We start from the raw sequence: 14,894 nt of genomic DNA on the forward strand, positions 1-14,894 counted from the left end.
CGGACTAGGAGCCCTTTGTCGTCATTCTGGAGCGTGGCGGTCCTGAAGTTGACTGCTGCTGTTGCTGCCGTGAAGTAAGGACTGCCGTTAGTGCCTGGGTCTTTTGCGCGGAGCCTGCGCTAGAGCCAAAGTAGAAACCGATGACATTGGCCCAGCCGGTGCCAACCACACCCAGTAGTGTGTACAGCAGGTCTTTATAGAGTGTATTCACCTTGTCGCTAAAGAACATCAGGATGATCAGAATGGCGAAAAAGCCAATGCTAACCCCATAGGCCAATATCGAATTGGTGAAGTCATGCGAGGCGATCTGGCGTGCGCGCGCCCCTTCGATATCGCCATATTTCAGGCGCTGGGTTTGCTCGTCGTCCGAGATGACGGCCAAGGCGACCTCGGGGGCAAGTTGAGCGAGTCCGCTGCCGCTTTCCCGCAAGCGTAGCTGACAAGATTCCTCCGCAGCCAGAATGGCGTTTTGCATTGCAGGATCGCCTTTCTTCAAGACCGTGAGTATGTCGTCGGAGTTTGCCTGGACGTCTTGCAGCAGGCAACGCCCGAGCGCGGCGACCACAATGCCTGCGGAGGGGCCGCCGAGCGCTTGCGCAAGGCTCGGGGAAACCGGGCGGACGATGTTAGCGATTTGTGCCAGCTCGTTGTTGGTGGAGGTATCGGCCATGATCGGTCTCAAAGGATGTTGAGAAGTGATGTAGCGCGACTGACCCATCCGCGCAGAAAGATAATCTGCGACTGGTCTTTTGCAACGATATCGGCAATGGCGCCGAACCGCAGTGCGAGGATCGCGCGCGCGAGTTTCGGCGGATCGGTGCAAGCGGACAACGCACTCAGCGTATCGGTGCCCATTATCCCGTCAGCCTTGATTTGCAGCGCTTGCTGAAGCCAGCGCGTCGAACGCGATGTGCCGAACAACACGCCGGCGTCCACCACTGTGAGCTTGATCGTGCCGTCTGTGATGGGCCCGAACCCGGGTTGGGCGATGTAGTCGCGCTTGTAAATGGCGATCGCATCGTTGCGCGACATATTGCTGATCTGCTCGGCGCTCGCGGGGCCATGGAGTCCGAGAAAGCGGCCATAGTCGGCGGCGGTAATGCCGAAGTTGGTCGGGCCGCCGTGATCCGATGGGTTGTTGGTGAAGCCGCCTTCGAACCTCAGCACGTAGTCGATAATGTCGTCGTCAGTCATCGCCACGTCTCCTTTTTTCGAACTCCGGGAACGCATATCCATTAGGATTGCATCACGCTGATATCCATGAATTCTAGAAAACAGAAATGCCATAGACGGCGTGAAATTTAAAAAATGTGCGTTAGCGTACGGAAGGGATGTGAAGGAGATTGAAGTTGAAGCAGTGTTATGCGAACTGAATTTGTTTAATTGCCGAGACGCAAGCGGTAGGTATGGCACGAGCAGCATTCGAAGCGGCCGTGAAATACGCCAAAGAACGTGAGACCTTCAGAAAATCGTTGATTGAGCATCAGGCGGTCACGTTCCGATTGGCTGACATGGCAACGCAGATTGAAGCTGCGCGATTGATGGTGTGGCGGGGCGCACCGTTGAAGGATGCGGGCAAGGCATGTCTGACCTGGGCGTTAATCGCGAAGATGTTCGCGTCGGAGATTGCTGAGAAGGTTTGTTCCGATGCGATCCAGATTCACGGCGGCTGCGGCTACGTGTCGGATTTTCCGGTCGAGCGCATCTATCGCGATGTTCGAGTGTGCCAAATCTACGAAGGCGCAAACGACATCCAGCGAATAATGATTGGCCGGGCGATTGCGCAATGAGCCAAGTTCACGCAAGCCACCGGGAAGGGGGACGGCGCGCCGTCGCTGGTGGCTGAGGCTCCAGCGCTCCAGCCCTTTCGCCATCGGAGTTTGCGGCGAAACATCGGGCAACGGCGGATGCTCCTGCCGCTTTCCAGGAACTGGTTTAAAGAGGCTTTGCCAGAAGCCCATTGGCCCTGGGCAGGTCAACGCGCGCGTGACCAGCAGATTGAGATCGAGACGACGCAAACTATTGTGCCGTACTGCCGCGGGCTTCGACGTCTTGCTCTGGAGCGCCGCGCCCATTGCATTTCGTCCGCAGAATGCGGGAGGGTACGAGATCGCGGCGCTCACGCTGCGCGATGAGATCGCGCCGGGAAGCAGCGGTTTGCGGCTCATATCGAGCAGGCAGCAACGGCTGAGGCGCTATCGGGCTGACGCGTGAGGGTGGTGGATCGCAGGGCCTCAGTGCCCCGGGCCATCTTCGTGTACGCAACTGAGCACGAGCGTATCGCCAGGCGACGCTTCGGCGCCAAGCGCAGCGTCATGCACCTCGCGGCTGCCGCATCGCCATCTTGCGCGGTAGTCGACGCGGCAGGTTCGGGCGGCAGTGGCGTTTCGCGTCGAAGTCAGTGACTCGCCGACGCGGGCCGGCAGCGAATGGATCGCCCGCGCGTCGAGTACATAGCCGCAGGTCCGCAGACCGTTACAGCGCCGCGCGAGTTCGCGCGTGACGTTGCCGTGCGGCGCGCCGCAACTGGCGCCCCATGTGCCGGAAACGATGGCGATTGCCGGCGCAGCAGCGGGTTTCAGCGTGTTCGCAGCGACGCTTTCCGACCATACGGCGCAAGTGACGAAGGCCAGCGTGCCCAGCAGGATCCAGCCGGCGGGTCTCATGATGCGCCTCCTTCCTGGCCGGGATGAATGCCTGCTCCCGGCCCATATAGAGCACTTCGCTCCAGTCAATGATAGGTCGCCTGACGACGCGCGCCCGCCTCTGGTGCGTGAGTACGCTGCGGTGCACCAATAGCTTTCATCGATCGCACAGGGATGGTGGGCGCACAGCGCCGGGCCGGCCGCCAAGCGGGCATCTAGCGCCTGTTTTGCCGTTGGCATGCAGATTGCTTGATACGCCGCGAGGCCAACGACGGCCTCGGTGATTTCAGTTCGTCCCGCACGCGCGGGACGATTGCAGGCGGCGACTACGAGCAAGGCGGGGCAAAGGCGTCCCGAGGCGGCATCGCATGAAGCGCAACAGTTTCATGCGGATGCGCCTCGGGACGCTTTTTTATGCCCTGTGCCGCCGACGAATGAAATATCGGATTGCGAAGTAAATGGAACCGGGCGCCGCTGGCGCGCACAGACGCATTACCTGGAGAGAGCCTCGTGAAAGATCTTTTGAGTTCGCTGAAGAGTGGCAACTGGCGCGCGCTGGTGGCGTGTTTTCTATACTTCGACACCGGATTTACGGTGTGGGTGATGTTTGGCCCGCTTGCGCCGTTTATTCAGAAGGACGTGGCGATGACGCCGGCCGAACTCGGCTTGCTCGTCGCGGTGCCGGTGCTGGGCGCGGCAATATTGCGCGTGACGCTGGGCAACCTCTACCAGGCCTGCGATGGCCGCAAGGTCGCGCTGATGGGCATTGCGCTCTCGGCCATTCCCGCCCTCGTGCTGCTGATGATGCCGGGCGCGCCGTCCTATACGCTGCTGCTCGTGCTCGGCGTGTTGCTGGGCGTGGGCGGCGCGAGCTTCGCGGTGGCGTTGCCGATGGCGGGCAGCAACTATCCGCCGAAGGTGCAAGGCCTCGTGCTAGGCCTCGCCGCTGCCGGCAACATCGGCGCGGTGCTCGACGGCTTCCTGTTCCCGGGGCTCGCCAACAGCCATGGATGGATGCGCGCTACGGGCGCGGCGCTGCCGCTGCTCGGCCTCGCCGCCATGGCAGTGTGCTTCTGGGCCCGCGATCTCGGCGAGAAGTCGGGCAGCGCGCGCGAGGCGCTGCGCGCATTTTGCATCGCGCTGGCAGGCCTGATCGCGCTCGTGCTCGCCGTGCATGCGGGCGTGTTCGGCGCCGGCAAGACCGGCGTGCTGCTGCTGCCCGTGATGGGCGCGCTGCTCGCGATCGCCGTGCTGCCGCGCCACTATCGCGGCGTGCTCGCGGAGGGCGACACCTGGGTCGTCATGCTCGTGTACAGCATCACGTTCGGCGGCTTCGTGGGCATGTCGTCGTACGTGACGACGCTGCTGGTGTCGCTCTACCAGGTGCCCAAACTCGAAGCCGGCGTGATCATGTCGCTGCTTGCGCTGACTGGCGCGATGGTGCGCCCGATCGGCGGGCTAGTCGCCGACCGCATCTCGGGCGTGCGCGCGCTGGTGCTGCTGCTTGCGGCCATCTCGCTGTGCGACTTCGCGTTCGCCGCGTGGATGCCGCCGTTTGGTGCGGGTATCGCGCTGCTTGCGTTCACTTATGTGTGCTTCGGCCTGGGCAACGGCGCCACGTTCCAGCTCGTGCCGCGCCGCTGGCAGGGCCGCACGGGCCTGATGTCAGGCATCGTGGGTGCGGCGGGCGGCATTGGCGGGTTCTATCTGCCCGTGATCATGGGCATCGCGCGCGAAAGCACGGGCAGCTACCAGATGGGCTTTGCGACCTTCGGCGTGCTCGCGGCGCTCGCGTTCATGCTGGTGCTCGCGCACCGCGCGCGCTGGCTCGAATGGGCGCTGCCGCAGGAGAGTGTTGTAGGGCAGCCGGCCGTGCAGGCCGTGGAGGCAAGCGCCGGCAATTGAGCAGCGCATTGCTGCTTTGATTGGGGCGCTTCGGGACTAACCGGAGCGCCCTTCGCGCGCGATGCCGAGACGTTTTGTTGCAGCGAGGAAGGTGGTGGTATCGAATGCGCGTTGTTCGATGGGCATATTCGGTCCACTGCTGCCGGTCGACGCAACGCGACAGACAGGGCGGTTTTCAAGGTGCTTGAAGACGCGTCTTCAACGCGTGTGCCATCTGCTGCATGGCGGCGCGCGTCGGGGCGTCAGCGGCGAGCGCGTTGAGCAGGCCGAAGTCGTGAATCGTCCCTTTGTACTGGGTCGTCGTCACGTCGTTGCCCGCCTGGTCGAGCCGATGTCCGTATGCCTCGCCTTCGTCGCGCAGCACGTCGAACTGCGCGGTCTGAATGAGTGCGGGCGGCAAACCCTTCAGTTCGTCGATCGAGGCGCGCAGCGGCGATGCGTAACGTCCGTTGCGCTCGCGTTCATTGCTCGTGTACGCGTCCCAGAACCACTTCATCATGTCGCGGCTGAGGAAGTAGCCGTTCGCAAAAGCGTCGTACGAGGCGTTGTCGAACGCGTGGTCCGTCACCGGCCACATGAGCCCCTGGAAGCGGATGGCAGGGCCCTGCCGGTCCTTCGCCATCTGGCTGACGACCGCCGCCATGTTGCCGCCCACGCTGTTGCCCACGACGGCCAGGCGCGCACCATCGACGCCGATTTCCTCGCCATGCGCGGCGACCCACTTCGTCGCCGCATAAGCCTCGTTGATCGCGGCCGGATAGCGGGCCTCGGGCGAAGGTGTGTATTCGACGAACACTGCGGCTGCGCCCGACTGGACGACGAGGTCGCGCACCAGACGCTCATGCGTCGGATAATCGCCGAGAATCCAGCCGCCACCGTGGAAGAACATGAACACGGGCAGCACGCCGCGCGCGTTCTGCGGCTTGACGACCACGACCGGCACGACGAGGCCATCCTGTTCGATCGTACGTCGCGTGACGTCGATGCCCGAAACGTCGACCGGCACGCTGCGCTGGGCGCCCGCCAGAACTTCGCGCGCTTCGGCGGGGGCGAGCGTTTCGATCGCCGGGCCGGTTGCGCCGTTGAGCGCAGCGAGGAAGGCGACGGTTGCGGAATCGGGCGAATTCGGCGTGGTTTGCGTGTTCATCGTGATTCTCCTTTTCCGTATGGTCGAGTGGCTTTCGACGCGTGATGTCGTGCAGCCGGTCGATAGGAGAATACGGATTGCGCGATATTTGCGAAATGGAAGTTTTCTAAACTTACTATTGCATAAATGCAATGATGCGGGCCGGCTCGCCGAATCGGCCAGCACACTACTTCGGCCATCGCCACGATGGCTCGCAGAGATGTTCCGCAAAGAAGTCGGACAGCGCGGCCACCTTCGCAGGACGCGCGCGCGCCGACGGCGTGACGAAGTAAAGACCGCCCTTCGTGAGCGACCAGTCGGTGAGGATCGCTTCGAGGCGGCCATCGGCCAGATATTCGGCGGCGATGAATTCGGGCAGCTCGGCGATCGCGAGGCCATCGAGCAGCGTGGGCAGCAGCGCATCGGCGTTCGTCACGCGCAGCGGGCCGGTTGGCATGACCGGCTCCTCCTCGCCCGCCGCGTTCGTAAAGCGCCACACGTCGCTGCGCGCGCGGTACGCGTATGAAAGGCATGGCCGGTCGATCAGCTCACGCGGATGGGCGGGCCGCCCTTCGCGCTCCAGATACGCCGGCGACGCCACCACGAATTGCGTGACCGCGCATAGCCGCCGCGCGACCAGCGACGAATCCGGCAACGCGGCAATGCGCAGCGCGGCGTCGAACCCGTCGGCGACCAGATCGACCGACGCATCCGATAGATGCAGGTCGATCGACACCTCCGGATACGCGCGAAAGAACGCGGGCAGCAGCGGCGCGACCCAGCGCAGCCCGAACGACATCGGCACGGCCAGACGCACCAGTCCGCGTGGCTGCACCGACATCTCGCGCGCGGCGCTCTCCGCTTCTTCGGCCTGACGGTAGATCTCGCCGGCCTTCTCGCAGATCGTCCGGCCGAACTCGGTGAGCGAGAGCTGGCGCGACGTGCGGTTGAAGAGCCGCGCGCCCAGCCGGTCTTCCAGACGGGCGACGCCGCGCGAGACCGTTGCCACCGACACCCCCATCGCGCGCGCCGCGGCCGCGAACGATCCTTCCTCGGCGACCTTCGCGAACATCGCGAGTCCTTCGAAATCAGGCAGCTTCGCCATTTCCCCTCATCTTTTCATTTTTGCAACGTTGGATTGCAATCAATTCTATTTCGAAAAGAAGCGGCCGTCGATATTCTCCTCACATCGCAGCACGCAACACCGAACGCAGTCATTCACGCAGTCATTCACCTGGCGAACGAAAGGAGAAACACCATGGCACGCAAACTCGACAACAAGATCGCACTCGTTACCGGCGCAACCAGCGGCATCGGCCTCGCCACGGCACAGCGCTTTGCCGCAGAAGGCGCGCACGTCTACCTCACCGGCCGCCGTCAGGCCGAACTCGATGCCGCGGTGAAGCGCATCCGCGAAGCCGGCGGCAACGCGACCGGCGTGCGCGTCGACTCGACGAAGCTTGGTGAACTCGACGCGCTGTATGCGCAGATCAAGGAAGAGCACGGGCGCCTCGACGTGCTGTTCGCGAACGCCGGCGGCGGTTCGATGCTGCCGCTGGGCGATATCACCGAAGAGCACTACGACGACACCTTCGATCGCAACGTGAAGGGCGTGCTGTTCACCGTGCAAAAGGCGCTGCCGCTGCTCGCCGAGGGCGCATCGGTGATTCTCGCCGGCTCGACGGCGGGCAGCGCGGGCACGGCTGCATTCAGCGTGTATTCGGCTTCGAAGGCCGCAGTGCGCGCCTTCGCACGCAGCTGGATTCTCGATTTGAAGGACCGCCGCATCCGCGTGAACACGGTGAGCCCGGGTGCGACCCGCACACCCGGCCTGCTCGACCTGGCTGGTGACGATGCCGCCCAGCGCCAGGGTCTCGCCGATTACCTGGCTGCGCAGATCCCGATGGGACGTCTTGGCGAACCCGGCGAGATTGCAAGTGCGGCGCTGTTCCTGGCCTCTGACGACGCGAGCTTCGTGAACGGCATCGAGCTGTTCGTCGATGGCGGCCAGCAGCAGGTCTGACTGCAGATCGGATGACGCGGGCAATCGCGGGCGGCGGGGCGCCGATGATGACGTCGTCGTGATCGATGAAGTGCAGCTTACGATGGTTGCGCGAGACGACACGGATGTCGTGCTAGTCGAGCCTTTACGATCGGGCCACTGCGTCCGTCGGCTGGACTGTGCCCAGAGCGAATGCCCGGTTCATTCCTCATAATGGAGTCTTTGCCGTCGTTGGAATGTCCGCAAATGAATCTCCATCGTCTCGATCTCGTCTCGCTCTCGTTGTTCGCGCTGGTCGTCCGCAGCGGCAGCATCAGCAAGGGCGCCGAGCTCGCCCATCTCGCCGTGGGGGCAGCCAGCAAGCGCATCGCGGACCTCGAAGCGGCGGTCGGCACGCCGCTCCTCGAGCGTCATTCGCGCGGCATCACGCTAACCGCTGCGGGTGAGGCGCTCAAACAGCATGCGCAGCGCATCCTCAGCGACGTCGATCTGATGACGGCCGACATGTCGGACTATGCGGCCGGGGTAGCGGGCGTCGTGCGGCTCTGGGCCAACACGTCGGCGGTCACGCAGTTTCTGCCCTCGGACATCGCGGCGTTCAATGCGGCTAATCCGGAAATCCGCATCGAGCTCGAGGAGCAGGACAGCGAACAGGTGGCGCTCGCCGTGGTGGACGGGGCGGCCGACTTCGGCATCATGGCCGACCAGATGCCGACGTTCGGCCTGCAGACCATGCCGTACCGCAGTGACCGGCTCGTGGTGGTGGCGCCGGGCGGCCATCCGCTGACGCAGCGTGAAACGGTGTCTTTCGCCGATGCGCTGGCATTCGATTTTGTGAGTCTCTCGCGCGGCACCTCGCTCGCGAGGCGCCTGAAGGCCGCCACGGCCTTCACCGGCGCTCAGCTGAAGCTGCGCATCCAGGTCCGCAGCTTCGACGCGATGTGCCTGATGGTCGCCGCCGGACTGGGCATCGCCGTGCTGCCCGACGCGGCCGTGCGCCCGCATCTTCGCTCGATGGACCTGCACAGGATCGGTCTTGCCGAAGACTGGGCCGTGCGCGACCTGCTGATCTGCGCGCGCGACCTGAGTGCGTTGCCGAAGCCGGCGCGGCTGCTCATCAATCATCTGGTGGGCTCTGCTTCGCAACCGCCAGCCGGGCCGAAGTGATGTCTGCGCCCACGGGCGCGCGGCGAGCTTTCGCGTTTCGCGAAGCTCGCTTCCACATCGTGTCATTCCGCCCATGGCCATGCGCGCGCAGAATGCCTCTCCATAGGCCGCAGCCTCGCCCGCCAGGGCGACGGACTGCGAGGCAATCATTAGCCGAATCCAGGAGACACATTGATGGAGTCCGCGAGCACGCCCCGCACGCTCTTCGACAAGCTGTGGCAAAGCCACGTCGTCGCCCAGACGCCCGATGGCCCGACGCTGCTCTATGTCGACCGCCACCTCGTCTACGAGGTGACGAGTCCGCAGGCGTTCGAAGCACTGCGCATGGCGGGCCGCAAGCCCTGGCGCGCCGGCACGGTGCTTGCCGTCGCCGATCACAACGTGCCGACGCTCGCCGCCGAGCGCACCAGCATCGACGCCATCGCGGACCCGCTCTCGCGCATGCAGGTCGCCCAGCTCGACACCAACTGCAACGAATTCGGCATCCGAACCTACGGCCTTCGCGACGCGCGGCAGGGCATCATCCACGTGGTCGGTCCGGAGCAGGGCGCGACGCTGCCCGGCATGACGGTCGTGGCCGGCGACTCGCACACGAGCACGCACGGCGCCTTCGCGGCGCTCGCGTTCGGGGTGGGCACCTCGGAAGTGGAGCACGTGCTGGCGACGCAGTGCCTCTCGGTCGAAAAAATGAAGTCGATGCGCGTCGAAGTCGAAGGCGCGCTGCCGCCAGGCGTGAGCGCCAAGGACCTCGTGCTTGCCATCATCGGCAAGCTCGGCACGGCGGGAGGCACGGGCTACGCGATGGAGTTCGCGGGCGGCACGATCCGCGCGCTCTCGATGGAAGGGCGCATGACGCTGTGCAACATGGCGATCGAAGCCGGCGCGCGCGTGGGGCTCATCGGTGTGGACGACGTGACGCTCGACTACGTGAAGGGTCGCCCGTTCGCGCCGGGCGAAGCGCACTGGGACGCCGCGGTGAAGTACTGGCGCACGCTGGTGAGCGACGAGGGCGCGCAGTTCGACAAGACCGTGCGCATCGACGCGACGCAGCTCAAGCCGATGGTGACCTGGGGCACCTCGCCCGAGATGGTGGTGCCGGTCGACGGCATGGTGCCCGACCCCGCCGCCGAGGCCGACCCGGTGCGCCGCGCCGGCATGACGCGCGCGCTCGACTACATGGGCCTCGAGCCTGGCACGCCGATCGGGCGCATCGGGCTCGACAAGGTATTTATCGGCTCGTGCACGAACGCACGCATCGAAGACCTGCGCGCCGCCGCGGCGGTCGTGAAGGGCCGCCGCGTCGCGCCCACCATCCAGCTGGCGCTGGTGGTGCCAGGCTCCGGGCTCGTCAAGGCACAGGCGGAAGCCGAAGGGCTCGACGCCGTGTTCAGGGCAGCGGGCTTCGAATGGCGCGAGCCCGGCTGCTCGATGTGCCTGGGCATGAACGACGACCGCCTGCGCCCGGGCGAGCGCTGTGCCTCCACGTCCAACCGCAATTTCGAGGGGCGCCAGGGCCCCGGCGGCCGCAGCCACCTCGTGAGCCCCGCCATGGCCGCGGCGGCGGCTGTTACCGGCCACTTTGTCGACGTTTCCCGTGGAGTGATCTGATGCAAGCCTTTACCCGACTCGATGCGCTCGTCGTGCCGCTCGACCGCGCGAACGTCGACACCGACGCGATCATTCCCAAGCAGTTCATGAAGTCGGTGAAGCGCACCGGCTTCGGCGCCAATCTCTTCGACGAGTGGCGTTATCTGGACCACGGCGAGCCGGGCCAGGACCTGGCGACGCGCCGGCCGAATCCGGATTTTCCGCTCAACCAGCCGCGCTACGCGGGCGCGCAGATCCTGCTCACGCGCGAGAACTTCGGCTGCGGATCGAGCCGCGAGCACGCAGCCTGGGCGCTGGCGGATTTCGGCATCCGCGCGCTGATCGCGCCGAGCTTCGCGGACATCTTCTACGGCAACTGCTTCAAGAACGGCATGCTGCCCGTGCGCCTGCCCGAGCGTGCCGTAGCGGCGCTGTTCGATCTCACCGCACGCACGCCGGGCCTGCGCATCGAGATCGATTTACAGGCGCAGATCGTGCGGCCCGCCGGCGGCGACGCCATCTCGTTCGAGATCGAGGCCGAGCGCAAGCGCCGGCTGTTCAATGGTCTCGACGATGTCTCGCTCACGCTCGAGCAGGCCGACACGATCCGCGCCTACGAGCGCGAGCGCAGCGCGCGCGAACCCTGGCTCTTTGGCTAAGCGGTTTCACGTGCCCACCGTATTTCAGGAGTGAGTGTGATGAGTGCCCAATCTTCCCTGCCGCTTTCGCCCGCCGCGCTCAAAGGCGTGCGCGTGATCGAGATGGGACAACTGATCGCCGGGCCGTTCGCGGGCAAGACGCTCGGCGAATTCGGCGCCGAGGTCGTCAAGATCGAGCCGCCCGGCGCCGGCGATCCGCTGCGCAACTGGCGCCTGATGAAAGACGGCACCTCCGTCTGGTGGCAGGTGCAGTCGCGCAACAAGCGCTCGCTTGCGCTCGATCTGCGCAGCGCCGAAGGCCAGGAGATCGCGCGCACGCTGATCGCCGAGGCCGACGTGCTCATCGAGAACTTCCGTCCGGGCACGCTCGAAGGCTGGGGCATGAGTTACGAGGCGCTCGCGGAAGTCAATCCGCGCCTCATCATGCTGCGCATTTCGGGTTACGGCCAGACCGGCCCGTACCGCGATCTGCCGGGCTTCGGCTCGATCGGGGAAGCGATGGGCGGGCTGCGCCATTTGACCGGCGAGCCCGGGCGTGTGCCGGTGCGCTGCGGCATCTCGATCGGCGACACGCTCGCCGCGCTGCATGGCGTGATCGGCGTGCTCACGGCGCTCTATCACCGCGACGCAAACGGCGGCAAGGGGCAGGTGATCGACGTGGCGCTGCACGAAGCCGTTTTCAACGTGATGGAAAGCCTCATTCCCGAGTACAGCGCGTTCGGCGCCGTGCGCGAAGCCGCCGGCAGCGCGCTGCCGGGCATCGCGCCGTCCAACGCGTACCGCTGCGCCGATGGCTACGTGCTTATCGCAGGCAACGGCGACAGCATCTTCCGCCGACTGATGATGGCGATCGGCCGTGGCGATCTCGCCGACGATCCCGCGCTCGCGAACAACGCAGGCCGCGTCGCGCGCGTGGACGAGCTCGACCGCGCCATCGAGGCATGGACCGTCGGGCGTTCCAGCGAAGCGGTGCTGGCCACGCTGACCGAGTCGCGCGTGCCAGCAGGCAAGATCTACACGGCCCGCGATATCGCAGAGGACTCGCACTACCGCGCGCGCGACATGATCCTGCGGCAGCCTACGCGCGACGGCTACGAAGTGGACGTACCGGGCATCGTGCCCAAGCTCATGGGCACGCCTGGCAGCGTGCGCTCGTCGGCGCCCAGGCTCGGCGACGACACCGAAAGCATCCTGCGCGAGATCGGTCTTGCCGAAAGCCAGATCGCCGCGCTGCGCGAAAAAGGAGTGATTGCATGAACGTCTGGAGTGGAGAGCGCCGGCGCATTTACATGCAGGAAGTCGGCACACGAGATGGGTTCCAGTCCGAAGGAACCTTCGTCGAGACTAATGAGAAGATCGCGCTCATCGATGCGCTTTCGCGCACCGGCGTTGCCAAGATCGAAGTGACGGCGTTCGTGTCGCCCAAGGCGATTCCCGCACTGAGCGATGCCGAAGCGGTGCTGCGCGCAATCGAGCGCCGGCCCGGCGTGGTCTACACGGCGCTCGTGCCCAACGTGCGCGGCGCCGAACGCGCGATCGAGGCGCGCGCCGACGAGCTCAATCTTGTGATGTCCGCCACCGAGAGCCACAATCTCTCGAATCTGCGCATGATCCGCGAGCAGTCTTTCGACGGGCTGAAGCAGGTGGCCGCGCTCGCCCGCGAGGCGGGCCTCGCCGTGAATATCTCGCTGTCCTGCGCATTCGGCTGCCCGATGGAAGGCGACGTACCGGACGCGACCGTGCTCGAATGGACGCAGCGCTTCATCGAAGAGGCGGGCGCGCGCGGTGTGACGCTGTGCGACACGACCGGCATGGCGTATCCGCGGCAGGTCGCGGCGCTCACGGCGCAATGCCTCGCACGCTGGCCGCAAACCGAATTCACGCTGCATTTTCACAATACGCGCGGCATGGGGCTCGCCAATGTGCTCGCCGCGATCGATGCCGGCGCGGATCGCTTTGACGCGTCGCTCGGCGGCATCGGCGGCTGTCCCTACGCGCCGGGCGTGAGCGGCAACGTCTGCAGCGAGGAAATCGTGCATGCGCTCGAACTGATGGGCTACGACACAGGCGTCGACCTGGCGGCACTCATCGCGGCGTCGAAGCGACTACCCGCACTGATCGGCCACGACACGCCAAGCCAGATCGTGAAAGCAGGGCAGCGGCTGGATCTGCATCCGCTGCCCGCCGATTTTGCGGCTATCCGCGAGCGGGCCGCGCAGCGCGGCAGTATTTCAATTTAGTATCGCCAATCAAATCGCATTGACAGAAAGATCGCGGTTTTACCCGAAGACGAACACAGAAAGCGTCGAAACCACGTTCCTCAGGAGACAGCATCATGCAAGAAACCCATATCGCCCAGCCGCCCAAAACACACTGGTATGACGGCCTGAGCGCAACGCACTGGCGCGTGCTGCGAGGCGGCTTCCTCGGCTGGATCTTCGACGGTTTCGAAGCGCTCGCACTCGTGGTCGTGCTCGCGCCCATGCTCAAGTCGGTCCTGACGGCGCAGCAGGCGCATTCGCTGCCGGTCTTCGCGGGCACCGTGATCGGCATCACCTTGCTCGGCTGGGGCGTGGGGGGCCTCGTCGGCGGCATTCTCGCGGATTACGTCGGGCGCAAGCGCATGATGCTGTGGTCGGTGTTTCTCTATGCGCTGTTCTCCGGCCTCACCGCGTTTTCGAATACCTTCGTCGTGCTGTGCGCCTTGCGCTTTCTCACCGGGCTCGCGATGGGCAGTGAATGGAGCACCGGCGTGGCGCTGGTCTCCGAAACGTGGCCCGAGCATGCGCGTGCGAAGGGCGCCGGCTTCCTGCAATCCGGTTTTGGCTGGGGCACGCTGCTCGCCGCCGTGATCTGGTATGCGCTGTCTTCGACTCATCCGCTGGGGGCTGAAACCTGGCGCCTGATGTTCATCGTCGGTGCGCTGCCCGCGTTCTTCGTGCTCTATCTGCGCCGCGGCATGAACGAATCGGAGAAGTGGCAGCAGGCCGTCAAGGAAAAGCGCTGGAACGCCACCTCGGACGCGAGCGCGAGCTCGGCGGCGCGCGCCGGCAAAGCGGACAAGCGTCCGTTCACGCTCAAGCAACTGTTCACGGAGCGCGAAGCGCTGCGCCGCACGCTGCTGACGATGGTGCTCTCGATCGTCGCGACCACGGGCTGGTGGGCCATCTCGAGCTGGCTGCCGACCTTCACCGTCGGCCTCGCCAAGGCGACGGGCGCCGCCGATGCGCTCGCCTGGGGCTCGCGCATCTCGATCATCTACACGGCAGGCGCTATCGTTGCGTATCTCGCGTCGGGCTTCATGGTCGATGCGATGGGCCGGCGCGCGTTCCTGAGCATGACCTTCGTGGGCTCGCTGATCACCACGATCATCACGTACCACTTCACGGCGACGCTCGGTGGCATGCTGATCATCGCGCCGATCAACGGCTTCTTCACGCTCGGCTGTGCGTATGCATGGATGGCGATTTACCCCTGCGAACTGTTCACCTCGACCGTGCGCTCGACGGCGATCAGCTTCGTGTTCAACGCCGCGCGGTTGATCGCGTGGGTCTTCCCGATCCTCTCGGGCTCGATGATCAAGGCATTCGGCGGCGTCTCGCAGGCCGCGCTCATTATGAGTTCGTGCTACCTGCTGGGCATTGTCATTCCCTGGTTCCTGCCGGAAACACGCGGCAAAGGCATGCCGGAGTGAACCGGTGAGGCCGCGGTATGCGCATGGCCATTCACACGGACGCCGGCTCGGCTGTTGCCGAGCCGGCGAAGGTTTTCAAGGCTATATGCCTGTCGTGTTGCGCGACAGG

The 14,894-nt window shown here is 65.0% G+C and carries 13 protein-coding genes and 1 pseudogene; 9 read left to right on the forward strand and 5 right to left on the reverse strand.

Annotation, left to right across the window (positions count from 1 at the left end; all coding sequences use genetic code 11):
* Positions 1-4: 4 nt before the first annotated feature.
* The gene (locus P5W99_RS35340; RefSeq protein WP_434665964.1) at positions 5-670 is read right to left on the reverse strand and encodes a hypothetical protein; all 666 of its coding nucleotides are present in this window, start codon (positions 668-670) and stop codon (positions 5-7) included.
* A gap of 8 nt (positions 671-678) precedes the next feature.
* Positions 679-1,287: a glycoside hydrolase family 108 protein gene (locus P5W99_RS35345; RefSeq protein ID WP_434665966.1), complete on the reverse strand. Its 609-nt coding sequence runs from the start codon at positions 1,285-1,287 to the stop codon at positions 679-681.
* Between the two features lie 107 nt (positions 1,288-1,394).
* Between P5W99_RS35345 and P5W99_RS35350 the strand changes: the two are divergent.
* Positions 1,395-1,790: pseudogene (locus P5W99_RS35350) on the forward strand (acyl-CoA dehydrogenase family protein); the annotation flags it as partial.
* 444 nt (positions 1,791-2,234) lie between these two features.
* On the opposite strand, the gene P5W99_RS35355 reads toward P5W99_RS35350, so the two are convergent.
* The gene (locus P5W99_RS35355) at positions 2,235-2,666 is read right to left on the reverse strand and encodes a hypothetical protein (RefSeq protein ID WP_434665969.1); all 432 of its coding nucleotides are present in this window, start codon (positions 2,664-2,666) and stop codon (positions 2,235-2,237) included.
* A gap of 489 nt (positions 2,667-3,155) precedes the next feature.
* Between P5W99_RS35355 and P5W99_RS35360 the strand changes: the two genes are divergently transcribed.
* Positions 3,156-4,550, forward strand: coding sequence for an MFS transporter (locus tag P5W99_RS35360; RefSeq protein WP_421028428.1), 1,395 nt, complete (start codon positions 3,156-3,158; stop codon positions 4,548-4,550).
* A 175-nt stretch (positions 4,551-4,725) separates the two neighbouring features.
* Here P5W99_RS35360 and P5W99_RS35365 read toward each other — a convergent pair whose 3' ends face one another.
* Together P5W99_RS35365 and P5W99_RS35370 are read right to left on the reverse strand one after the other, a co-directional pair.
* Complete coding sequence (locus tag P5W99_RS35365) at positions 4,726-5,697, reverse strand: alpha/beta hydrolase (protein ID WP_434665972.1); 972 nt, start codon at positions 5,695-5,697, stop codon at positions 4,726-4,728.
* Positions 5,698-5,863: 166 nt separating this feature from the next.
* Positions 5,864-6,781 carry a LysR family transcriptional regulator gene (locus P5W99_RS35370; protein ID WP_421028430.1) on the reverse strand — a complete coding sequence of 306 codons (918 nt, stop codon included), beginning with the start codon at positions 6,779-6,781 and terminating at the stop codon, positions 5,864-5,866.
* Between the two features lie 153 nt (positions 6,782-6,934).
* Here P5W99_RS35370 and P5W99_RS35375 point away from each other — a divergent pair, with 153 nt between their 5' ends.
* From P5W99_RS35375 to P5W99_RS35405, 7 genes are all read left to right on the forward strand, one after another.
* Entirely contained in the window at positions 6,935-7,699 is a 765-nt protein-coding gene (locus P5W99_RS35375; RefSeq protein WP_421028431.1) for an SDR family NAD(P)-dependent oxidoreductase, read from the forward strand.
* Between the two features lie 225 nt (positions 7,700-7,924).
* Positions 7,925-8,845, forward strand: a complete 921-nt coding sequence (locus P5W99_RS35380) for a LysR substrate-binding domain-containing protein (RefSeq protein ID WP_434665977.1) — start codon at positions 7,925-7,927, stop codon at positions 8,843-8,845.
* 174 nt (positions 8,846-9,019) lie between these two features.
* Complete coding sequence (gene leuC / locus P5W99_RS35385) at positions 9,020-10,453, forward strand: 3-isopropylmalate dehydratase large subunit (RefSeq protein ID WP_421028433.1); 1,434 nt, start codon at positions 9,020-9,022, stop codon at positions 10,451-10,453.
* Positions 10,453-11,091 carry a 3-isopropylmalate dehydratase small subunit gene (leuD, locus tag P5W99_RS35390; RefSeq protein WP_421028434.1) on the forward strand — a complete coding sequence of 213 codons (639 nt, stop codon included), beginning with the start codon at positions 10,453-10,455 and terminating at the stop codon, positions 11,089-11,091. Before leuC ends, leuD begins: the two co-directional genes overlap by 1 nt.
* Before the next feature lie 39 nt (positions 11,092-11,130).
* Positions 11,131-12,348 (forward strand): CaiB/BaiF CoA transferase family protein, encoded by a 1,218-nt coding sequence (locus tag P5W99_RS35395; protein WP_421028435.1) that lies wholly within the window; start codon positions 11,131-11,133, stop codon positions 12,346-12,348.
* Positions 12,345-13,331: a hydroxymethylglutaryl-CoA lyase gene (locus P5W99_RS35400; RefSeq protein ID WP_434665982.1), complete on the forward strand. Its 987-nt coding sequence runs from the start codon at positions 12,345-12,347 to the stop codon at positions 13,329-13,331. Before P5W99_RS35395 ends, P5W99_RS35400 begins: the two co-directional genes overlap by 4 nt.
* Positions 13,332-13,426: 95 nt before the next feature.
* Entirely contained in the window at positions 13,427-14,785 is a 1,359-nt protein-coding gene (locus tag P5W99_RS35405; protein ID WP_434665985.1) for an MFS transporter, read from the forward strand.
* Positions 14,786-14,894 lie beyond the last annotated feature (109 nt).

Origin of the sequence: Paraburkholderia sp. A3BS-1L (assembly GCF_051125215.1) — a bacterium.
Classification (GTDB): domain Bacteria; phylum Pseudomonadota; class Gammaproteobacteria; order Burkholderiales; family Burkholderiaceae; genus Paraburkholderia.